The sequence below is a fragment of the Microbacterium sp. lyk4-40-TSB-66 genome (genome assembly GCF_030209475.1).
GTDB lineage: Bacteria > Actinomycetota > Actinomycetes > Actinomycetales > Microbacteriaceae > Microbacterium.
The window spans coordinates 431438-452288 of the sequence record NZ_JARVRW010000001.1; the positions used below are offsets into that span (position 1 = coordinate 431438).

Sequence of the window (20851 nt, forward strand, 5' to 3'; positions counted from 1 at the left end):
TGTTATGCGGCTCAGTGCTCTGAACCTACGACCGGCGTGCGGGCGCGGAACAGATGCCGCGCCCGCACGTTCTCTCAGATTCGTGCGACCCCGGCCTGCGCGAGGTCGACACGGTGCGAAGACCGCAGAATCCCGGTAGTACGGGAGACTTCCTCGTCGACGCGATCGGCGTCCCACCCGAGCGGTGCGGCGATCGTCTCGGCGACCTCGCGGAGCGTGCGATCGGTCATGCCGCCGACGAACGCGAGGTGGGTCCGGCGCAGCAGCACGTCGATCAGGTGCACCACCTGCTCGTTCTCGGCGATCCAGGTCAGCTCCTCCCGGTAGTACCCGGGAGCGTCGGGGACCGGGGTCGGCTCCGACGGGAGGGCGGCGAGGATCGCGTCGGCGCGCGTGCCGTAGCGCTCGAGCATCGCCTCGACGAGGTCGGCGCTGTGCGCATCCGTGCGCGCCGAGATCCAGCGACGACGCTGCTCGGGGGTGGCGGGGAATCCCGCGCCGCCGCCGATCGCCAGCCCCTGGGTGCTGACGCGGTGCGGACGACGCAGCTTCTGCAGCGTCTTCATGCTCATGTGCTCGGCGAGGGCACGGAAGGTCGTCCACTTGCCGCCGACGAGGCTCAGGGCGGGGACGCCGGCGATCTCGTCCTCGACGATGCGGTAGTCGCGCGACACGAAGCCGGGGGCGGTGTCGTCGTGGCGGGGGAGCGGACGGATGCCGGAGAACGTGTAGACGATCTGCGAGCTGTCCACCGCGACGTTCGGGAAGACGTGACCGATGAGGTCGAAGAAGTAGGCGATCTCGTCGTCGGTGCACACGACCGGCTTCGACGGGTCGGCGTCGATGTCGGTGGTGCCGACGAGCACCCGACCCTTGAGCGGGTAGATGAGCACGATGCGGCCGTCGGAGTGCTCGAAGAAGATCTCGCGTCCGCCGGTCGCCGCGAGCAGCTCCGGGTTGTCGAGCACGATGTGCGAGCCCTTGGTACCGCCCATGAACGACGTCGTGAGCCCCATGGCCGCGTTCGCCAGGTCGGTCCAGGGGCCGGCCGTGTTCAGTACGACCTTCGCCTTGACGCTGAACTCCTCGCCCGAGACCTCGTCGCGGACGCGGACGCCGTTCGCGTCCGCACCGACGGCCGAGACGTAGTTGACCGCCTGCGTGCGGCCGCCGCCGGCCTCGATGCCGTCGCGCAGCACGTCGAGTGCGATGCGCTCCGGATCGTGCATGGAGGCGTCGAAGTAGGTTGCGGTGTACGCGAGGTCGGAGTTGAGCTGGGGGAGTTCGGCGAGCGACTTCTTCTTGCCGAGGAACTTGTGCCGGGGAACCGAGCCGCCGTCGCGCGAGAAGGTGTCGTACATGATCAGGCCGACCTTGATCAGCAGGGCGCCGCGCTCGTTGGGCTTGCCGCGGCCGTGCGTGACCAGCAGTCGGAAGGGCGCGGAGAGGATGCCGGAGAACGTCTTGTAGATCGGGATCGTCGTCTCGAGCGGCTTGACGTAGTGCGGGGCGGTCTTGAGCAGGTCGTTGCGCTCGGTCACGGCCTCTTTCACGAGACGGAACTCGCCGTTCTCGAGGTAACGGATGCCGCCGTGCACCATGTGGCTCGACGCCGAGGACGCTCCCGAGACGAAGTCGCCGCGCTCGACGAGGGCGACCTTCACGCCCTGCAGGGCGAGGTCGCGGAGAGTGGCGAGGCCGTTGATGCCCCCGCCGATGATCAGGACGTCGAGGTCTTCGGCGTCACGGAGCGCCTGCACATCGGCGCGGAGCGAAGTTGCGGGGGACGACATGTCGACTGCGACCTTTCGTTGGGGTACCCGATGAGAATGCGCCTGTCTGCACGTTGTTGCAAGCCCCTTGAACAAACGTGCAGAATGGGCTCTGTGAAGGCGAAGAGACCGTGACGACACAGGCCGAGGAGCGCTCCCGCGACGCGCTGCGGGCCGCGCAGCTGTACTACATGCAGGACCTCACGATGGATGCCATCGCGCACGAGATGCGCGTCTCGCGCTCCTCCGTGTCGCGGCTGCTGCAGCATGCCCGCGACGTGGGGCTCGTCACCATCTCGATCAGCCCTCCCGATGACGCCCGCGGGCAGATGGCGCAGCGCATCGCCGACCGGTTCGGCATCACCGCGCACGTCGTCCCGACGCCCGCTCGCACCTCCGAAGCCGAGCGCCTGGAGCGGACGGCCCTGACCGCGGCGCGCATCCTCGCCGAGCGCGTCGAGTCGTCCATGACCGTCGGGGTGGCATGGGGGTCGACGCTGTCGGCGGTGGCCCGCCACGTTCCGCTCAAGGACGTGCACGACACCCACATCGTGCAGATGAACGGGGCCGCGAACGTCCGCACCTCCGGCATCCCGTACGCGGGGGAGATCCTGTCGAAGTTCGGCGCGGCGTGGTCGTCGTCGGTGCACCAATTCCCGGTGCCGGCGCTGTTCGACGACCCGCGCACCAAGCACGCCATGTGGCGCGAGCGCTCGGTGCGGTCGGTGCTGGAGATCCAGCAGCGGGTGGGGCTGTTCGTGTTCGGCCTCGGCTCGCCCCACGCCGACGTGCCCTCGCACGTGTACAGCGGCGACTACTTCGACGAACGCGACCGCGCGGTGATCGAGCGTGAGGGCGTCGTCGGCGACTGCGCGACGGTGTTCTACCGCGCGGACGGGTCGAGCGACATCCCCGAGCTGAACGCCCGCTCCAGCGGACCCGATCTCGACACCGTCCGCCGCATCCCCCGGCGGTTCTGCGTCGTGTCGAGCCTGTCGAAGCTCGACGGTCTGCGCGGGGCGCTCGCCGCGGGACTGGTCACCGAACTCGTCGTCGAAGAGGCGCTCGCCCGCCGCCTGCTCAGCGTCACCCGCTGAGCGCACCCGGGCTCCCGGCCCCGCGGGTCAGCGCTCGCCGAAACCGTCGTCGATGAGCGCGCGCAGCTCGACGAGCGCGGGGTGGGCCTGCGGCCCCGTCGCGGTGACGCGCACGCGTGATCCCTGTCGCACCCCCAGGGCCATGAGGGCGAGCAGGCTGCGCGCCGAGACCTCTTCGCCGCCCGCGTCGAGATCGACGATGCGGACGTCGGCGTCGTACCGCGACGCCGCTTTGACGAAGGTCGCGGCGGGCCGTGCGTGCAGGCCCGACGGGTTCGTCACGATCGCCTCGAACGACTCCGCGTCCGGTGACGCGGCTCCGGATGCCGCAGCACCGTCGTCCGCGTCGCGCGCAGCCTCGGGCGCGTCGGCCGCTCCGCCGAGGTGACGGTGCTTCGCCTCGCCCGCACCGGAGACCTCCGCCGCCACCGCAGCCAGATCCGCCCCGCCCGCGGCCGTGACCACCGCGGCGACGAGTCCCTCCACGAACGGCGCCGGACTCAATCGCACGCGATCGGGGGCGCCCACGAACTCGAGCGCGGTCTCGGCGCTGAGGATCGCCGAGCCCAGGTCCATGAGCACGAGCACGCCGTCGCCCGTGTCGGCCTCGTCGACGGCCGCGGCGATGGCGACGGCATCCGTCCCGAGATCGCCGTCGGGTCCCCCCGCCGCCACCCGCACCACCGGCGGCTCGGCCCCGCCCATCTGCAGGGCGAGCTCGACGGCCGCCTCGGCCAGCGCGCGGCTGTGCGAGACGGCCACGATCCCGATCACGCGGTGCCCGCCAGCGTGTCGCGCAGGGCCTCGAGGAGCAGGGTCGCCGAGGTCGCCCCGGGGTCGAGGTGCCCGGCGCTGCGCTCGCCCAGGTAGCTCGCGCGCCCCTTACGGGCGACCAGCGGTTCGGTCGCGTCGCGACCCCGCGCGGCGGCCTCCGCGGCCGCACGGGCGGCCTCGGCCGGAGTGGCACCGCCGCCCGCCGCGGCATCCCACGCATCCAGGGCCGGGGAGAGGGCGTCGATCATCGTCTTGTCGCCGAGCTCGGCCTTTCCGCGCGCGACGACCCCCTCCACCCCGGCGCGGAGGGCCGCGCCGAGCGAGGCGGCATCCACGTCGTCCGACGACAGGGCTGGGCCCATGCGCAGGAACAGCGTCCCGTACAGCGGGCCGCTCGCGCCGCCGACCGACGAGACCAGGGTCATGCCCACGGTCTTGAACAACTCGGAGGCGCTCGCCGGCGTCTCGTCGAGCTTGGCCACCACCGCGTCGAGGCCGCGCGCCATGTTGGAGCCGTGGTCGGCGTCGCCGATCTCGGAGTCCAGGCGGGTCAACTCGTCTTTGTGCTGCTGGACGGCGTCACGGAACGCGCGCACCCACGCGACGAGGTCGTCGGTCGAGACGGCGCCGCTCATGCGCCCCACCGGAGGCCCGGGGTGACGACGGGCGCGTCCCACAGCCGCACCATCTCGTCATCGGCCTTGACGACCGTGAGCGAGGCGCCGGCCATGTCGAGGCTCGTGATGTAGTCGCCGACGAGCACCCGCTCCACCTCGACGCCGGCCTCCGCCAGCAGCGGGGCGATCTCGCCGTACAGCAGGTACTGCTCGATCAGCGGCGTTCCGCCCAGGCCCGACAGCAGCACGATCGCCCGGCCCACCGGCTCGCCGAAGTCGTGCACGATCGGGTCGACCATCAGCTTCGCGATCTCATGAGCGGATGCCAGCTTCACCCGCGAGCGACCGGGTTCACCGTGGATGCCGACCCCGACCTCCATCTCGTCGTCGGGGAGCTCGAAGGTGGGGCGGCCCGCGGCGGGGACGGTGCAGCTGGTCAGAGCGACGCCCATCGACCGGCCCGCGGCCGACACGCGGCGCGCGAGCTCGGCGACGGCGGCGAGATCGGCCCCCTCCTCCGCCAGCGCGCCGACGATCTTCTCCAGGATGACCGTGGTGCCGGTGCCGCGGCGTCCGGCGGTCCAGGTGGAGTCCGTGACGGCGACGTCGTCGGCGACCACGACCGACTCGACCTGCACGCCTTCGGCGGCGGCGAGCTCGGCGGCCATCTCGAAGTTGAGCACGTCGCCGGTGTAGTTCTTCACGATGTGCAGCACGCCGGCTCCGGAATCGACCGCCTGCGTCGCCGCGAGCACCTGGTCGGGCGTGGGAGACGTGAACACCTCACCAGCGGCGGCGGCGTCGAGCATGCCCCGTCCCACGAACCCGCCGTGCAGCGGCTCGTGTCCCGAGCCTCCGCCCGACACCAGCGCGACCTTCCCCGCGCGCGTCGGCTCCGCGCGCGAGATGACGCGGTTCTCGGCATCCACCCTCAGCTGGGGATAGGCGGCTTCGATTCCCCGCAGGGCTTCGGCCAGTACGTTGCCCGGGTCGTTCACGAACTTCTTCACGGTGCCTCCTCGTCGTGGCGTCGACGGAGCGAGCCGTCGCACACCCGACGATGCTCGTCGGCCGGCGTCGCGTCAAGGGTGCGCGGCGCCCGGTCAGAGGCGTTCGTGCGGAAGGACCTGCTTGATGCGCTCGATCGGATTCTGAGCGGGGGCCTCGTTGTAGGCGCCCGCCAATTCCTGCTCGCTGAGGGCGTGGATCGCGGCCATGATCTCATCGGTCGCGCCGCGACGGGCGCGACCCGACGACGCGGGGCCATGAGGGGAAAGATCGAGCGGCGTGCCGAAGCGCACCGTGATGCGCGGCTTCGTGCTCGGGAACTTCGCACCGACGGGCATGACCGCATCCGTCCCGATCAGACCCACGGGGACGACCGGCGCGCCGGTCTGCAGCGCCAGGAAGGCGACGCCGGTGCGGCCCTTGTAGAGCCGACCGTCGAGCGAGCGCGTGCCCTCGGGGTAGAGCGCCACCGCGCGCCCGTCCTCGAGCAGGGCACGCTGCTGGTCGAGCGCCTCGAGGGCTTTCTGACCCGCTCCGCGTTCGACACCGATCGCGCCGATCGCGGAGAAGAACTGCCTCGACGCCCACTTCTCGAAGTACGCCGCCTTCGCCATGAAGTGCACCGGCCGGGGGGCGGCCACCGGGATCGCGATCGAATCGATGAACGACAGGTGATTGCTCGCGAAGATGACGGGACCCGTGCGCGGGACGTTCTCGCGGCCCTCCACACGGGGCCGGTAGACGGCACGGGCCAGGGGCGCGATGAGGGAACGTCCGAGAAGGTAGGTGGCGCCCATCTGCTGCGGCCGGGCTGCGGGGGGTTCGGCGGGCAGGTCGGAACTCACCCGACGAGATTACTCGCCGCCGCATACCCGCGCGCGCATGAGGACTCCCAGCCGCGACCAAGCGGAATACGCAAAGATGGAGACTTCCCCGCTCCCTTCGAGAGGTCTCCCGTGCGCTTCCGCCCGTTCGCTTCCCTGTCCGTCGCCGCCGTCGCGGCGCTGCTGCTGGCGGGGTGCGCCGGTTCACCCGACCAGGCGCAGACCCCGGATGCCACGAACGGGACGGCCGACGCCGGGCAGTGCCAGGCTCCCCTCACCGAGGCCCCCGCGCCCGAGGGACTCACCGTCGCGGGCGACTTCCAGTCGAAGGTCGAAGTGACCCTCCCCGACGCCTACGCCCCGTCCGAGCTGCAGCGCACCACCCTGATCGAGGGCTCCGGCGAGCAGGTGCAGGCCGGAGACGTGCTCAAGGCCAACTTCACCCTGGTCGACGCGGCGAGCGGCGCCGTCCAGCTGCAGTCGATCGAGTCGTCGCCCGACGGTATGGACACGCTCATCTCGTCGCAGCAGATCTTCGGCGCCTCGCTCCAATGCGCGACCATCGGCTCGCGCACGGTGTCGTCCTTCCCGGCGGGAGCCCTCGGTGAAGGCTCGCCCGCGTTCGTGCTCATCGCCGACGCCATCGCGGAACTGCCCACGCGCGCCGAAGGCGCCGAGGTCGCCCCCGTCGAGGGCATGCCGACCGTGACCCTCGCCGACGACGGCGCGCCCACCATCACCGTCCCCGGCACGCCCGCCCCCGCCGAGACGCGCATCGAGAACCTGCGGAAGGGCACCGGCGACGTGGTCAACCCGGGCGACACGGTCATCGTGCAGTACACCGGCGTCCTCTACGACGGCGGCACCGTGTTCGACTCCAGCTGGGACCGTGGCGCGCCGGCGCAGTTCGCGACGACGGGCGTCGTGCCCGGGTTCAAGAAAGCCCTCGAGGGGCAGACGGTCGGTTCGCAGGTCGTCGCGGTGATCCCCGCCGTCGACGGCTACGGCGACCAGGCGTCGGGATCGATCCCGGCGAACTCGGCCCTCGTCTTCGTCGTCGACATCCTCGGCGTGCAGCACGCCCCCGAGGGCGCTCAGTAGGCTGACGGCATGCGCCGCGTCCTCATCCTCGGTTCCACCGGTTCGATCGGGACGCAGGCGCTCGACGTCATCCGTGCCAACCCCGACCGCTTCGACGTGGTCGGGTTGGCCGCCGGTCGCGACCGCGCCGGCGTCGAGGCCCAGGCCGCGGCGTTCGGCGTCGAGCACCTCGCGCTCGGCGCCGTCGAGGCGGAGCAGCTGGTGCGCGAGGTCGAGGCGGACGTGGTGCTCAACGGCATCACCGGTTCCGTGGGGCTCGGTCCCACGATCGCCGCGCTCGAGGAGGGGCGCACGCTCGCCCTGGCCAACAAGGAGTCGCTGATCGTCGGCGGCGACCTCGTCACCGCGCTCGCCGCTCCCGGCCAGATCGTGCCCGTCGATTCCGAGCACTCCGCCATCGCGCAAGCGCTGCGCGCGGGGGAGCAGCACGAGGTGCGCCGGCTGGTGCTGACGGCATCCGGTGGCCCCTTCCGCGGTCGTTCGCGAGACCAGCTCCTCGACGTCACCCCCGTGCAGGCGCTCGCACACCCGACGTGGGACATGGGTCGCGTCGTCACGACCAACTCGGCGACCCTGGTGAACAAGGGCCTCGAGGTGATCGAGGCGCACCTGCTGTTCGACGTCGCCTACGACCGCATCGACGTCACGGTGCACCCGCAGTCGATCGTGCACTCGATGGTCGAGTTCGTCGACGGGTCGACCATCGCGCAGGCTTCGCCGCCCGACATGCGCCTGCCCATCTCGCTCGGCCTCGACTGGCCGCACCGCATCGGGGGCGTCGGCGCCCCGCTCGACTGGACGCGGGCCTCGCAGTGGACGTTCGAACCGCTCGACGAGGAGGCCTTCGGGTCTGTCGCGCTCGCGAAGCGCGTCGGCCGCGCGGGAGCGACCTTCCCCGCGGTGTTCAACGCCGCGAACGAGCAGGCCGTCGATGCATTCCACGAGGGACGCCTCGGCTTCCTCGACATCGTCGAGCTCATCGAGCGGGTCGTCGACCGGCACGAGGCCCCGGCGGCGCTCACGCGCGAGTCCCTCGCCGAGGCCGAGGCATGGGCGCGCCGCACGGCCGACGAGATCATCAGCGCGCGCTGACCCGGGTGGCTTCGACAGGCTCAGCCCCCTCGCGTCTGCGGGAGGTCCCTGAGCCGGGCGTGCGGTCCCCCTCGCGTCCGTGGGAGGTCCCTGAGCCTGTCGAAGGGATCGGGCGTGCGGTGATCCCGATGGCTTCGACAGGCTCAGCCCCCTCGCGACCGGGCCCCGCGCTGCGCTCTCCTCAGGCGGGGAAGTCGACCGGGCGCTCGGGGTCGGACGACGGGGTGCTGTCGGCCGGGTAGGGCACCGGCCACTGCGGGTCGAGTACGGGCCAGCCGGCGGCGCGGAGGGCACGACGCGAGAGCTCCCGTGCCGAGTACGGAGTGCGCACGCCGCGGATGTCGCGGTAGTCCTGATGGCCTGGACCTGCCCAGAGGATCGCGTCGCCCGGGCCGACGAGCTTCACGGCCTCCAGGATCGCGCGCTCCGGCGGGGTGAACTCGAGGATCTCGGCGTCGGGGCGGGCCCGACGTGCCCCCTCGACGAGCACCGAACGGATGGCATCCGGATTCTCGTGCCGCGGGTGGTGGTCGGTGACGATGAGGATGTCGCTGCCGCGAACGGCGGTCCGGCCCATGTCGAGGCGCTTGGTGGCGTCGCGATCGCCGTCGGCGCCGAAGACCATCACCACCGAGCCGGGGGTCACCCGGCGGACGGCGGCCAGCGTCTTCTCGAACGCGTCGGGGGAGTGGCCGAAGTCGACGTAGACCGCCGGCCCGTCTGCACCCGACACGAGCTGCGTGCGTCCGGGCAGCGAGGCGTCGATGCGACCACCGTCGAGCGTCTGCACGAGACGCTCCCAGGCGTATCCGGTCTCGAGCAGCATGACGATCGCGAGACCCGCGTTGGCGGCCATGTGCCGGCCGATGACGGGCACCACGGTGGTCAGGCTCCGGCCGTCGCGCGAGCGGAGGGTGAACTCGGTGCCCTCCTGGCGCTCGTCGACGATGTCGACCGTCCAGTCCGCGTCGACCGCCGGGTCCTCGGCGATCGCCGGGGTGACGATCGTGACGACGGGGATCTCGGCGCGGGCGGCGATCTCAGCGCCCGCCGAGGAGTCGAGGCAGACCACGCCCCGGCGCGATCGATCCGGACGGAACAGCGGGAGTTTCGCCTCGAAGTACTCGCCCATGTCGGCGTAATCGTCGAGGTGGTCGTGGGTCAGGTTGGTGAATCCCGCGACGTCGAACACGAGCCCGTCGACGCGGTGGCGGGTGAGGGCCTGGGCGCTCACCTCGACGGCGACGGCCTCGACGCCGCGCTCGCGCATGAGGGCGAGGAGGGCGTGGAACTCGGATGCCTCGGGCGTGGTCAGACGCGAGACGATGACCTCGCCGGCGATGTGGCGCTCGGCCGTCGACGACAGGCCTGTCACGACGCCGAGCTGGCCGAGGATCCCCTCGAGCAGGTGCGACACGCTCGTCTTGCCGTTGGTGCCGGTCGTGGCGAGCAGCTGCGGCAGGTCGTCGCCGGCGCCGGTGCCGTACACCCACGCCGACAGGTCGCCCAGCAGCGCCCGGGGGTCGTCGACGACCACGATCGGAAGACCGGTGGATGCCGCGATGTCGGCCCCGTCGGCGTCGGTGATGACGGCGACCGCACCGCGTTCGGCGGCGGTCGCGGCGAAATCGGCCCCGTGCCGGTTGACGCCGCGGATGGCGACGAAGGCCTCGCCCGCGCGGAGATCGGCGGTGGCGAGGGTGATGCCGGTCAGGGTCGTCCCCTCCACGTCACCGACGGTGCGTACGCCGAAGCGTCGGGCGAGTTCCGCGAGGTCGCGGTGGGGCGGTCGCTCCGGCCGGAGCACGGGCGGGAGGTTCGAGGGCGCGTCGGTCGGCATCCCGTCCATTGTCTCATCCGGCGCCGCACAGACACCGCATCGCAGTCGCACGGGCGGTTCAAAGCCGAGCGGCGGTATCGTCGCCGGGTGACCGCGATCGCCTTCCTCATCGGCGTGCTCGTGCTCGTGATCGGCTTGGCCGTCTCGATCGCCTTGCACGAGGTCGGGCATCTGCTGCCCGCGAAGCTCTTCGGCGTGCGCGTCGGCCAGTACATGATCGGGTTCGGCCCCACCCTGTGGTCCAAGCGCGTGGGCGAGACCGAGTACGGATTCAAACTCCTGCCGCTCGGTGGTTTCATCTCGATGGCGGGCATGTACCCGCCCGCCCCCGAGGGGGAGGAACCGACGAGACGGCGCTCGCGTTTCTTCGCCACGATGGTGCAGGACGCCCGCGACGCCAACGCCGAAACCCTGGTCGGCGATGATCGCGTCTTCTACAAGCTGCCGGTGTGGAAACGCGTCGTCGTCATGCTCGGTGGCCCGGTCATGAACCTGCTGCTCGCCCTCGTCCTCTCGGCCGTCGCCGTCAGCGGCATCGGCATCGCGACCAGCACCACGACCGTCGCGTCGGTGTCGCAGTGCGTCATCCCCGCCAGCGAGGACCGTACCGACTGCACCTCGGCCGACCCGGTCGCGCCCGCCGCGGACGCCGGTATCCAACCGGGCGACGTCGTCGTATCGGTGGACGGTCGCGCGGTGTCGACCTTCGCCGAGGCGGCCGCCATCATCCAGGACGCCCCCGGTCAGGCGCTGCCGGTCGTGATCGAGCGCGACGGAGCCACGCAGACCGTCACCGTCACGCCCGAGCGCACCGACCGCGCCGTCACCGACGCGCAGGGGCAGCCGGTACGGGATGCCGCCGGAGCGATCGAGTACGAGAGCGTCGGCTTCGCGGGGCTCCGCGCTCAGCAGGCTCTCGTGCCCCAGCCGATCTGGGTGGGTCCCGAGGCGACGATCCAGCAGGTGGGTGCCGTCGCGCAGATCATGACGCAGCTCCCGGTGCGCATCTACGACACCGCCGCCGATCTCGTCACCGGTCAGCCACGCGACCCCAACGGACCGCTCAGTGTCGTGGGCGCCGGCCGCCTCGCGGGCGAATACGCCGCTGTCGACGCGCCGATCCTCGCGCGCGTGCAGTCGATCATCGGGCTGCTGGCCGCGCTGAACATCGCGCTCTTCGTCTTCAACCTCATCCCGTTGCTCCCGCTGGACGGCGGACACGTCGTGGTCGCCCTGTGGGACGGCCTGAAGCGCTGGATCGCGCGTCTGCGCGGGAAGGTCGCGCGTCCGGTGGATGCCACCAAGCTCGTGCCCGTGACCTTCGTCGTCGTCGTGCTGCTCATCGGCATGGGCGGCGTGCTGTTCCTCGCCGACGTCTTCAACCCGGTGCAGCTGCTCTAGTCGCGCCGGGGGTCCCCAGGCCCCGGCGAAGGGTGCGTGAGCGCTGCCGGGGGCGGGGGCTTCGACAGGCTCAGCCACCGTCGCTGAGATACCGGCGTCGGGGTCGGGTGCGGGGGCTTCGACAGGCTCAGCCACTGGGGATCGACAGGTCCTGAGCGTGTCGAAGGGTCCGGGCGTCACAGCACGTGGGCGATCAGCCGCTCCAGGGTGCGCATACCGTCGCGCGACAGGATCGACTCGAGGTGCCCCTGCACGCTGGCGAAGCCCGGCCCGCGCAGGGCGTAGACGTCGCCGGTCACGGGGTCGGCCGCGACGTCGATGTCGAGGTGAGTCACGACGTCGCCTCCGCCGTACGTCATGCCGCGGCGGTCGCCGGGGTGAACCCGAGCGGTGAAGGTGTTGTAGAACCCGATCGAGGCGTCCTCGCCGAACAGGTCGACGCTCTTCTGCAGTCCCTGGTGGGGGCGGTCGAGCGGCATGAGTTCGATGCCGAGCGAATCGGCCAGGATCTGGTGACTCAGGCACACCGCGAGCAGGGGATCGCGACGAGCGGTCCGGCGTCCGACGACGTGCTGCATGGCCTGCATGCGCGGGGTCGCATCGCGCGGGTCGCCGGGACCCGGCCCTGAGACGACGAGGTCGGCGGCGTCGATCTCGGCATCCGTCACCTCCGACCAGTGCACGATGCGGGTGTCCAAGCCGAGGTGGCGCAGCTGATGCGCGAGCATCGTGGTGAAACGGTCCTCGGCGTCCACCACGAGCGCCGTGCGGCCGGCGAAGGGTCCGGATCCGTCGGGGTCCTGCGGGTTCATCCAGAACGGTGCGAGTCGGTCGTTCCGCGAAGCCAGCAGCTCGGCGATCGCGGGATCCTCGCCCAGCGGACGGCGGGGCGCCACGGGCGCGTCGGGGTCGGCGTCGGCGGGTGCAGCCGGGGCGGGCGCGACCGGCGCGCTGTCGCGGGGGATCGCCCCGATCGCGCCGAGCACTCCTGCGGCCTTGCCGTGGGTCTCGCCGACCTCGCCGTAGGGGTCGGAGTGTCGAACGAGCGTCGCGCCGACCGGCACGCGCAGGCGTCCGTCGACGAGATACGCGGTGCGGATGAGGATCGGTGCGTCGAGGTCGTGCGTGGGGCCCTCGGTCGCCCCGTTCGGGGTGAACAGCGCGGCGACGCCGGAGTAGTAGCCGCGCGGCGCGGATTCGTGGCGGGCGATGACCGTGCACGCGTTCTGCATGGGGGAGCCGGTGACGGTGGGCGCGAACATCGTCTCGCGCAGGATGTCGCGCGGGTCCAGGTCGCTGCGTCCGCGCAGCATGTACTCGGTGTGCGTGAGGCGCGACATCTCTTTGAGGTGGGGACCGGTGATGCGCCCGCCGTCGCTGCAGACGGCGCTCATCATCTTCAGCTCCTCGTCGACGACCATGAAGAGCTCCTCGGTCTCTTTCGTCGAGCGCAGGAACTCCGCCAGCGTGTCGGCCGTCGCGCCGCCCGCGGGGTGACGGAAGGTGCCCGAGATGGGGTTCATCGTGACGATGCCGTCCTTGGCGCTGACATGCGCCTCCGGGCTCGCACCGACCGCGATGTGCCCGTCGGTGACGACGGCGAAGGTCCAGTACGCGCCCTTCTCGTGCTGGAGCAGCGCGCGGAACCACGTCAACGCGGCGAGGCGCGGGTCGGCGTCGACCCCGGCGACGAAATCGCGACGGATGACGAAGTTGGCGCCCTCGCCCCGACCGATCTCCTCGGCGATGACGCGACGGACGATGTCGGCGTACTCCTCGTCGGCGATGTCGAAACCGGCGTCCGCGAGGGGCACGGGGGAGGAGGGGAGGGATGCCATGGCCTCGGCACGCGGGACGGCGACCCGCTCGTCGATGACGAGGCAGCGCAGGGGGGCGGCGTCGTCGTGGCAGACGAAGCCGCGCTCGCGCACCTGGCGGTACGGCACGAGGGCGAGGATCTCGCGCGCGATGCCCTCGGCATCCGTCAAGGGGATGTCGGCGAGCAGCTCGACGTCGACGACGTCACCGGTGAGCACCTCGACGGTCGCGCCGTCACGGGCGATCAGGGCGAAGGGGGCGGTGCCGCCGGCGAGGTCGCGGAGCAGGGAGGAGGGGTCGGGCCCGGTCATCGAGAGTCTTTCCATCTGTGGAGGAGGGTCCAAAGCGGCCGCCGAAAACACGAAGACCGCCCGGGTTCCCCAGGGGGAGGGCGGTCTGTTGCATGCGTGCGCACCGCCTAGACGGTGGGCCACCAGGGTGTGTACGCGCGCATGGCGCCGAACCTACCACAGGGCGTCTTCAGCCCCCGTCCGGGGCCTGAGGCGTAGGCTGAACGGCGTGCCTGCAGTGAACATCGGGATGCCCCGCGTGCCGGAGGTCCTCGCGCCTCGTCGGAAGACTCGTCAGATCAAGGTCGGCAAGGTGCTCGTCGGCGGTAACGCGCCGGTCAGCGTGCAGTCCATGTGCACGACCCCGACCACCAACATCAACGCGACGCTGCAGCAGATCGCCGAGCTCACGGCATCCGGTTGCGAGATCGTGCGCGTGGCCGTGCCGTCTCAGGACGACGCGGATGTGCTGCACATCATCGCGAAGAAGAGCCAGATCCCGGTCATTGCCGACATCCACTTCCAGCCGAAGTACGTCTTCCAGGCTATCGACGCCGGCTGCGGAGCGGTGCGCGTGAACCCCGGCAACATCCGCAAATTCGACGATCAGGTCGGCGCGATCGCCGCGGCCGCGAAGGCTGCCGGCGTGTCCCTGCGCATCGGCGTGAACGCCGGCTCGCTCGACCGCCGCCTGCTCGAGAAGTACGGCAAGGCCACGCCTGAGGCGCTCGTCGAGAGCGCCGTGTGGGAGGCCTCGCTGTTCGAGGAGCACGACTTCCACGACTTCAAGATCTCGGTGAAGCACAACGACCCCATCGTCATGGTGAAGGCCTACCGCCTGCTCGCCGAGCGGGGCGACTGGCCCCTGCACCTCGGCGTGACCGAGGCGGGACCTGCCTTCCAGGGCACGATCAAGAGCGCCACCGCGTTCGGCATCCTGCTGTCGGAGGGCATCGGCGACACCATCCGCGTCTCGCTGTCGGCCCCGCCCGCCGAGGAGGTCAAGGTCGGTCACCAGATCCTGCAGTCGCTCAACCTGCGCGAGCGCAAGCTCGAGATCGTCTCGTGCCCCTCGTGCGGCCGGGCGCAGGTCGACGTCTACACCCTGGCCGACGACGTCACCGAGGGTCTGAAAGACCTGACCGTGCCCCTGCGCGTGGCCGTCATGGGCTGCGTCGTCAACGGTCCCGGAGAAGCGCGCGACGCCGACCTGGGCGTGGCATCCGGAAACGGCAAGGGCCAGATCTTCGTCAAGGGTCAGGTCGTCAAGACCGTGCCCGAGGCCGAGATCGTGCAGACGCTCATCGAAGAGGCCAACCGCCTCGCCGATGAGATGGGCCCCGACGCCACCCCCGGCACCGCGCAGGTGGTCACGGCCTGACCGAGACATCTCCTGGTCCGCGCGAAAGCAATTGGACCATGAGCACTCGGCTTTTGTTCCGATAGCGTCGGAAGTCTCATGTCAGAGACTCCTTCCGCCAGCCTCGCCCGTCCGCTCATCGCCGGGGTCGTCACCGCCCTCGTCGGCTTCACCAGCACCTTCGCGGTCGTGCTGACCGGGCTGCGGGCCGTGGGCGCCACCCCCGAGCAGGCGGCGAGCGGCCTGCTGGCCATCACGCTCGTCGTCGGGATCGGCTGCATCCTGCTCGCCGGGCGCTATCGCATCCCGATCACCGTCGCCTGGTCGACGCCGGGCGTGGCGTTGCTGGCGGCGACGGGCTCGGTCGACGGAGGCTGGCCGGCGGTCGTGGGCGGATTCCTCGTATCGGCCGCGCTCATCCTGTGCACGGCGCTCTTCCCCCCTCTCGGGGCCCTCATCGCCCGCATCCCGCCCTCCATCGCCCAGGCGATGCTCGCTGGCGTGCTGCTCCCGCTGTGCGTGGCGCCTTTCGTCGGCGTGGTCGACGATCCCTGGGGCGTCGCGCCCGTGCTGATCGTGTGGCTGGTGGCATCCCGGTTCCTTCCGCGCTGGGCGGTTCCGCTCGCCTTCGTCGCGGCGATCGTCGTGGTGGCGGTCGAACTCGCGCGCACCGGCACGCGGATGGATGCCGCAACCCTCGTGCCGGGGCTGGAGTTCACCGCTCCGACCCTCACCGTGGGCTCTGTCATCGGCATCGCCCTCCCGCTCTTCATCGTCACGATGGCGTCGCAGAACGTGCCCGGCGTCGCCGTCATGCGCAGCCTCGGCTTCACCATCCCGTGGCGTCCGGCCATGCTCGTCACCGGACTCGGCAGCGCCGCCGCGGCCGGATTCGGCTGGCACGCCATGAACCTCGGAGCCATCAGCGCGGCGATCGCCGCGGGACCCGACTCCCACCCCGATCCGAAGCGTCGGTGGGTCGCGGGGGTGTCGGCCGGGGGAACCTACCTCGTCCTCGGTGCGCTGTCGGCGGCGTTCGCCGCGATCGTGCTCGTCGCGCCCGCCGGCGTCATCCCCGCCGTCGCGGGCGTCGCGCTGTTCGGCGCGTTCGGCTCCGCGGTGCAGCAGGCGATCGACGACCCGGGCGAGCGCGTGCCGGCGGTCGTGACGTTCCTCGTCGCGGCATCCGGAATCGCGGTGTTCGGCGTGAGCGCGGCGTTCTGGGCGCTCGTGGCGGGGCTCCTCGTGCGCGTCGTGCTGCATGCGGGGAAGCGCGCGGGCTGAGACGGCCGCGTCGTTCTCGCGCCGGGTGACCGCGGCGGTGCGTACGGGTGAACACGCCGCGTCGCGCGTGTCGGTGGCCCCCGGGAAGCCCGCTGGGCAAGTCCGGGCCGTTCTCTGTGCGGGGCGGTGCGGGAACGCGGGTGCGGGGTCCTACCAACCTCAGTGCAGGGAGCCCGCCGGGGTCGAGAGATCCTCGACCACCGCGACGCAGGTGCGCACCACGATCTCGAGCGCCCGCGCGATGTCGGCGAGGGGGAGCGAGGGTGCGCCGGCGGGGGCGTCCTCACGCGCGTACGGCACGTGCACGAAGCCGGCCCGCACGCCCGGGGAGGCGGCATCCAGGGCGGTGAACATGACCTCATTGCAGACGAACGTCCCGGCGGAATACGAGACCGCGGACGGGATCCCTGCGTCGGCCACCGCGGCCGCGACGGCCTTGACGGGGATCGTCGCGAAGTACGCCGCAGGGCCGCCGAGAACCACGGGCAGGTCGACGGGCTGCGCGCCGTCGTTGTCGGGGATCCGCGCATCGGCGAGGTTGATGGCCACCCGTTCGGGGGTGATCTGGCTGCGGCCACCCGCGAGCCCCGTTGCGACGATGACGTCGGGGCGGTGGACGGCGATGAGCGCGCGCAGGCGCGCCGCCGCCGCGTCGAAAGCGACCGGCAGCACCTCGACGACCAGTCGCTCCGGCCCACGCCAGCCTGCGGCGACCGTGTTCACCGAGTCGCCCGACGGGTTCGTGGCGTCGCCCGCGAACGGCTCGAAACCGGTGAGCAGGATCGTGGTCATCACTCCAGGCTATGTCGTGACCCGGCGGTCGGCCCGATCTGCGGCGGAGCATTCGGCGACACGAGGGCGCCGGTGCGCCGCGGTGAGTCTTCCCGTCAATTTTGCGTGCGCTGTTGTCGTTTCGTTATCGGGTGGGGGAACCGGTGCGGGTTTCGCGGACACTACTGAGTGTGGATGACGACGACGCCGGGCTGTGGACCCGGGTGCGCCAAGGCGACGAGCTTGCGCTCGCCGCGCTGTTCGATCGGCATGAGGCGCGGCTGTTCCGGCATGCGTCGCGGTTGCTGACGCACCGGGAGGATGCGAAGGATGCCGTGACGGTGGCGTTCTTCGAGTTGTGGCGCAAGCGCGTCACGGTGCGTCTGGTGGAGGGGTCGCCGTTGCCGTGGTTGTTGACGACGGTGGCGCATTGCGCGCGGAATCTGGAGCGTTCGAGTCGGCGGTATCGGGCGCTGCTCGATCGTGCGCCGGTGGTCGAGGCGGCGTCGTCGGCGGGGCATGACGACAGTGGGGTGCTGTCGGCGTTGAAGCGTCTGCCGGAGCGGGAGCAGGCGGTCGTGGTGCTGTCGGTGTTGGAGGGGTATGCCGAGCGCGAGGTGGCGCAGGCCCTGGGTGTTCCTGCCGGGACGGTGAAGTCGCGGTTGGCCCGCGCCAAAGCGAAACTGCGCGATGAACTCGCGCTGGAAGGGGTTCGGGCATGAACGATGAACTGACGCCCTCCGAGCGTTCGGCTCTGCGCGCTCAGATCCTGGGTGGTGCGCGCGGGATCAAGCCCGTCGGTGCGCATCGCAACGCGGTGATCGCGGGATCCATCGCCGCGGTGCTCGTGGTCGCGATCGCCGGGGGAGTGGCTGCGACGTCGACACTCAGCGCCCCGCCTATCGCGACGACGCCGTCTCCGAGCGCGACGGTGTCCGTGGCGCCGGCGCCGACGGCTGCACCGACGGCGAGTCCGACCGTATTGCCCGACACCGTTCGACCCGTGATCGCCTTCGGCGGGGATTGCGCTCGGATGCTGTCGCTCGACGAAGTGTCGAGCTTGACGGGCGGGGGCAGTTCGTCCTTCCTCCCCGATCAGCGGCTCGCAATGAGCTTCCAAGGATCGCTGGCGTCGATCGGGGGGATCTCCTGCTCTTGGATGACACCGACCTCAGCTGTCTCGGTGGTCGTCGCTGCGGAGGGGGCGATAGATCGCGAGTTCGCCGCATCACTCGGGCAGATCGATTGCTCGGGGTTCGCGTGCGTGAAGGGACGAGCGGTCGGCGATCTGTGGATCGGAGTGCAGATGCCCGTCCTGCCGTCGGACGTGCCGGGGGGACTGACGGAGGGCGAGGAAACCGACGCCTCCGTTCGCATCGATGCAATCATCTCGACGGTGTCGAACAAGCCGCATACGGCACCTGTGCCCGTGGGGACCGGATCGGATCCGTCGTCGTGGGCACTGCCCGATTGCGATGCCCTCCGGCGGGCGCTCGAGGACGTGACCGGCGAGAGATTGACGGGGGATCTGCGCGAGGGCTCAGCGCCCCTCGACGGCGGCCTGGCACAGCAGGTGGTCGCCAGCTCGGCGGGAGTGACGACGTGCGCGTTCGGCGCCGCCGACCAGGAGAGCCGGTCGGCGATAACTATCAGACTGACGCCCGGAGTCGCGGATCCGCCGCAGTCGGTCCTCGACGTCCCCTTCACCTTCACGACGGAAGTGGGGGGCGCCGACAGGGCGTGGACGCAGACTGCGTACGACCACGTGTACGACATGGACCTCATGGCGACCGTCGGGCAGAACAGCGTTGTCATCCATCGGATGACGTCGCAACCGGCTGTGACGGATGCCGAGTTAATTGCGGCGACCGTAATCGACCTCGTCGATGGGCGCGGGTGAGCTGCGCCGCGCGATTGCTCGTCTCGGGCTGGGGCATCCGAAACCCCCACCCGACCGGCCGTAGACTCGACTCTCGTGGTCACCCGTCTGTCGAACTACTTCCTCCGCACGCTCCGCGAAGATCCCTCGGATGCCGAGGTAACGAGCCACCGCCTGCTCGTGCGCGCCGGTTACATCCGCCGCAACGCCCCGGGCATCTTCGCGTGGCTGCCGCTGGGCCTGAAGGTCAAGGCGAAGATCGAGGCCGTCGTCCGCGAGGAGATGGCGAACGCGGGCGCGTTCGAGGTGCACTTCCCGGCGCTGCTTCCCCGTGAACCGTACGAGGTCACGGGCCGCTGGGAGGAGTACGGCGATGCCCTGTTCCGTCTGCAGGACCGCAAGGGCGCCGACTACCTGCTCGCGCCGACGCACGAGGAGATGTTCACCCTCCTGGTGAAGGACCTGTACTCGTCGTACAAGGACCTCCCGCTGACGCTGTACCAGATCCAGGACAAGTACCGCGACGAGGCGCGTCCGCGCGCCGGACTCCTGCGCGGCCGCGAGTTCACGATGAAGGACGCCTACTCGTTCGACGCCACGGACGCCGGACTCGACGCCTCCTACCAGGCCCAGCGCGACGCCTATGAGCGCATCTTCACGCGCCTCGGCCTCGAGTACGTGATCGTCGCCGCCGACGCGGGGGCGATGGGCGGGTCGAAGTCGGAGGAGTTCCTGCACCCGACCCCCATCGGCGAAGACACGTTCGTGCGCTCGTCCGGCGGATACGCGGCCAACGTCGAGGCGTTCACGACCGTCGCGCCCGAGGCGCTGCCCATCGAGGGGCAGCGGGATGCCGAGATCTTCGACTCGCCGAACACCCCGACCATCGCGACCCTCGTCGACCACTCGAACGCCCACCTCGACGCTCCGGCGCCCGGCGTCGCCGGACCCGCGACCGCCGAGGCGACCGCGTGGACGGCGGCTCACACGTTGAAGAACGTCGTGCTCGCCCTGACCCACCTCGACGGCACGCGCGAGCTCGTCGTCGTGGGCCTTCCGGGCGATCGCGACGTCGACGACAAGCGCGTCGAGGTCGCCTTCGCGCCCGCCGAGGTCGAGGCCGCGACCGAGGCCGACTTCGCCAAGAACCCGCTGCTGGTCAAGGGGTACATCGGTCCCTGGTCGCCGACCGGCCCCGTGCTGGGCGAGGAGTCGGCCACGAACATCCGTTACGTGCTCGACCCCCGCGTCGTCGATGGAACCGCGTGGATCACCGGCGCGAACATCGATCAGAAGCACGTGCACTCGCTCGTCGCGGGCCGCGACTTCGTGGGCGACGGCTTCGTCGAGGTCGCCACGGTGCGACCCGGCGACCCGGCGCCCGACGGCTCGGGTCCGGTGGAGCTGGCGCGTGGGATGGAGATCGGTCACGTCTTCCAGCTGGGCCGCAAGTACGCCGAGGCGCTGGGATTGAAGGTGCTCGACGAGAACGGCAAGCTCGCCACCGTCACGATGGGCTCGTACGGCATCGGCGTCACCCGCATCCTCGCGATCATCGCCGAGCTCAACAACGACGCGAAGGGCCTCATCTGGCCCGAGTCGGTCGCCCCGTTCGACGTGCACGTCGTCGCCACGGGCCGTGACGCCGTCGCATTCGAGCTCGCGGCATCCGTCTCGGATCAGCTGGAGGCCGCCGGCCTCGACGTGCTCTACGACGACCGCCCCAAGGTTTCACCCGGTGTGAAGTTCGGCGACGCCGAGCTCGTCGGCATCCCGCGGATCCTCATCGTCGGTCGCGGCGCGGCCGAGGGCCAGGTCGAGCTCTGGGATCGCCGCACGGGCGAGCGCGAGACCGTCGCGGTCGCCGACGCGGTGACGGCGCTCACGCGCTGACCCTCTTCTCGCTGCGAGACGGCATCTCGC

General features: G+C 70.9%; 17 protein-coding genes. 9 read left to right on the forward strand and 8 right to left on the reverse strand.

Annotated features, from left to right (window positions below; translation table 11 throughout):
- Positions 1-74 precede the first annotated feature (74 nt).
- A complete protein-coding gene (locus tag QRO03_RS01930) occupies positions 75-1793 on the reverse strand; it encodes a glycerol-3-phosphate dehydrogenase/oxidase (RefSeq protein ID WP_285135833.1) in 1719 nt (572 codons plus the stop codon).
- Between the two features lie 110 nt (positions 1794-1903).
- Here QRO03_RS01930 and QRO03_RS01935 point away from each other — a divergent pair, with 110 nt between their 5' ends.
- Positions 1904-2869 carry a sugar-binding transcriptional regulator gene (locus tag QRO03_RS01935; protein ID WP_285135834.1) on the forward strand — a complete coding sequence of 322 codons (966 nt, stop codon included), beginning with the start codon at positions 1904-1906 and terminating at the stop codon, positions 2867-2869.
- A gap of 27 nt (positions 2870-2896) precedes the next feature.
- On the opposite strand, the gene dhaM is transcribed toward QRO03_RS01935, so the two are convergent.
- From dhaM to QRO03_RS01955, 4 genes are all read right to left on the reverse strand, one after another.
- Positions 2897-3643: a dihydroxyacetone kinase phosphoryl donor subunit DhaM gene (dhaM, locus tag QRO03_RS01940; protein WP_285135835.1), complete on the reverse strand. Its 747-nt coding sequence runs from the start codon at positions 3641-3643 to the stop codon at positions 2897-2899.
- Positions 3640-4278, reverse strand: a complete 639-nt coding sequence (dhaL, locus tag QRO03_RS01945; RefSeq protein ID WP_285135836.1) for a dihydroxyacetone kinase subunit DhaL — start codon at positions 4276-4278, stop codon at positions 3640-3642. Before dhaL ends, dhaM begins: the two co-directional genes overlap by 4 nt.
- Complete coding sequence (gene dhaK, locus QRO03_RS01950; protein WP_285135837.1) at positions 4275-5270, reverse strand: dihydroxyacetone kinase subunit DhaK; 996 nt, start codon at positions 5268-5270, stop codon at positions 4275-4277. The genes dhaL and dhaK overlap by 4 nt, the downstream gene beginning before the upstream one ends.
- A 93-nt stretch (positions 5271-5363) precedes the next feature.
- A complete protein-coding gene (locus QRO03_RS01955) occupies positions 5364-6113 on the reverse strand; it encodes a lysophospholipid acyltransferase family protein (protein WP_502882993.1) in 750 nt (249 codons plus the stop codon).
- Positions 6114-6224: 111 nt separating this feature from the next.
- Between QRO03_RS01955 and QRO03_RS01960 the strand changes: the two genes are divergently transcribed.
- Positions 6225-7193, forward strand: coding sequence for an FKBP-type peptidyl-prolyl cis-trans isomerase (locus QRO03_RS01960; protein WP_285135838.1), 969 nt, complete (start codon positions 6225-6227; stop codon positions 7191-7193).
- 9 nt (positions 7194-7202) lie between these two features.
- On the forward strand, positions 7203-8285 hold the full coding sequence (gene dxr, locus QRO03_RS01965) for a 1-deoxy-D-xylulose-5-phosphate reductoisomerase (RefSeq protein WP_285135839.1): 1083 nt from the start codon (positions 7203-7205) through the stop codon (positions 8283-8285).
- Between the two features lie 181 nt (positions 8286-8466).
- Here dxr and QRO03_RS01970 read toward each other — a convergent pair whose 3' ends face one another.
- Entirely contained in the window at positions 8467-10125 is a 1659-nt protein-coding gene (locus tag QRO03_RS01970; protein WP_285135840.1) for a Mur ligase family protein, read from the reverse strand.
- An 87-nt stretch (positions 10126-10212) separates the two neighbouring features.
- On the opposite strand from QRO03_RS01970, the gene QRO03_RS01975 reads away from it, so the two are divergent.
- Positions 10213-11526, forward strand: coding sequence for a M50 family metallopeptidase (locus QRO03_RS01975; protein WP_285135841.1), 1314 nt, complete (start codon positions 10213-10215; stop codon positions 11524-11526).
- Between the two features lie 176 nt (positions 11527-11702).
- On the opposite strand, the gene QRO03_RS01980 is transcribed toward QRO03_RS01975, so the two are convergent.
- Positions 11703-13655, reverse strand: a complete 1953-nt coding sequence (locus QRO03_RS01980) for an anthranilate synthase family protein (protein WP_285135842.1) — start codon at positions 13653-13655, stop codon at positions 11703-11705.
- Between the two features lie 208 nt (positions 13656-13863).
- Between QRO03_RS01980 and ispG the strand changes: the two genes are divergently transcribed.
- On the forward strand, positions 13864-15015 hold the full coding sequence (gene ispG, locus QRO03_RS01985) for a flavodoxin-dependent (E)-4-hydroxy-3-methylbut-2-enyl-diphosphate synthase (protein ID WP_285135843.1): 1152 nt from the start codon (positions 13864-13866) through the stop codon (positions 15013-15015).
- Between the two features lie 78 nt (positions 15016-15093).
- Complete coding sequence (locus QRO03_RS01990) at positions 15094-16278, forward strand: benzoate/H(+) symporter BenE family transporter (RefSeq protein WP_285135844.1); 1185 nt, start codon at positions 15094-15096, stop codon at positions 16276-16278.
- A 159-nt stretch (positions 16279-16437) separates the two neighbouring features.
- Here QRO03_RS01990 and pcp read toward each other — a convergent pair whose 3' ends face one another.
- Positions 16438-17070 (reverse strand): pyroglutamyl-peptidase I, encoded by a 633-nt coding sequence (pcp, locus tag QRO03_RS01995; protein ID WP_285135845.1) that lies wholly within the window; start codon positions 17068-17070, stop codon positions 16438-16440.
- A gap of 170 nt (positions 17071-17240) precedes the next feature.
- On the opposite strand from pcp, the gene QRO03_RS02000 reads away from it, so the two are divergent.
- The 3 genes from QRO03_RS02000 (at position 17241) to QRO03_RS02010 (ending at position 20821) form a co-directional block, all read left to right on the forward strand.
- Entirely contained in the window at positions 17241-17771 is a 531-nt protein-coding gene (locus QRO03_RS02000) for an RNA polymerase sigma factor (RefSeq protein ID WP_285135846.1), read from the forward strand.
- Positions 17768-18949 carry a hypothetical protein gene (locus QRO03_RS02005; protein ID WP_285135847.1) on the forward strand — a complete coding sequence of 394 codons (1182 nt, stop codon included), beginning with the start codon at positions 17768-17770 and terminating at the stop codon, positions 18947-18949. The genes QRO03_RS02000 and QRO03_RS02005 overlap by 4 nt, the downstream gene beginning before the upstream one ends.
- 75 nt (positions 18950-19024) lie before the next feature.
- Positions 19025-20821 carry a proline--tRNA ligase gene (locus QRO03_RS02010; RefSeq protein WP_285135848.1) on the forward strand — a complete coding sequence of 599 codons (1797 nt, stop codon included), beginning with the start codon at positions 19025-19027 and terminating at the stop codon, positions 20819-20821.
- Positions 20822-20851 lie beyond the last annotated feature (30 nt).

Coding starts and splice junctions, on each gene's coding strand:
- QRO03_RS01970 (WP_285135840.1), bottom strand. CDS start 10,125: ATGCCGACCGACGCGCCCTCGAACCTCCCGCCCGTGCTCCGGCCGGAG.
- QRO03_RS01980 (WP_285135842.1), bottom strand. CDS start 13,655: ATGACCGGGCCCGACCCCTCCTCCCTGCTCCGCGACCTCGCCGGCGGC.
- dxr (WP_285135839.1), top strand. CDS start 7,203: ATGCGCCGCGTCCTCATCCTCGGTTCCACCGGTTCGATCGGGACGCAG.
- pcp (WP_285135845.1), bottom strand. CDS start 17,070: ATGACCACGATCCTGCTCACCGGTTTCGAGCCGTTCGCGGGCGACGCC.
- QRO03_RS02005 (WP_285135847.1), top strand. CDS start 17,768: ATGAACGATGAACTGACGCCCTCCGAGCGTTCGGCTCTGCGCGCTCAG.
- QRO03_RS01930 (WP_285135833.1), bottom strand. CDS start 1,793: ATGTCGTCCCCCGCAACTTCGCTCCGCGCCGATGTGCAGGCGCTCCGT.
- QRO03_RS01990 (WP_285135844.1), top strand. CDS start 15,094: ATGTCAGAGACTCCTTCCGCCAGCCTCGCCCGTCCGCTCATCGCCGGG.
- dhaL (WP_285135836.1), bottom strand. CDS start 4,278: ATGAGCGGCGCCGTCTCGACCGACGACCTCGTCGCGTGGGTGCGCGCG.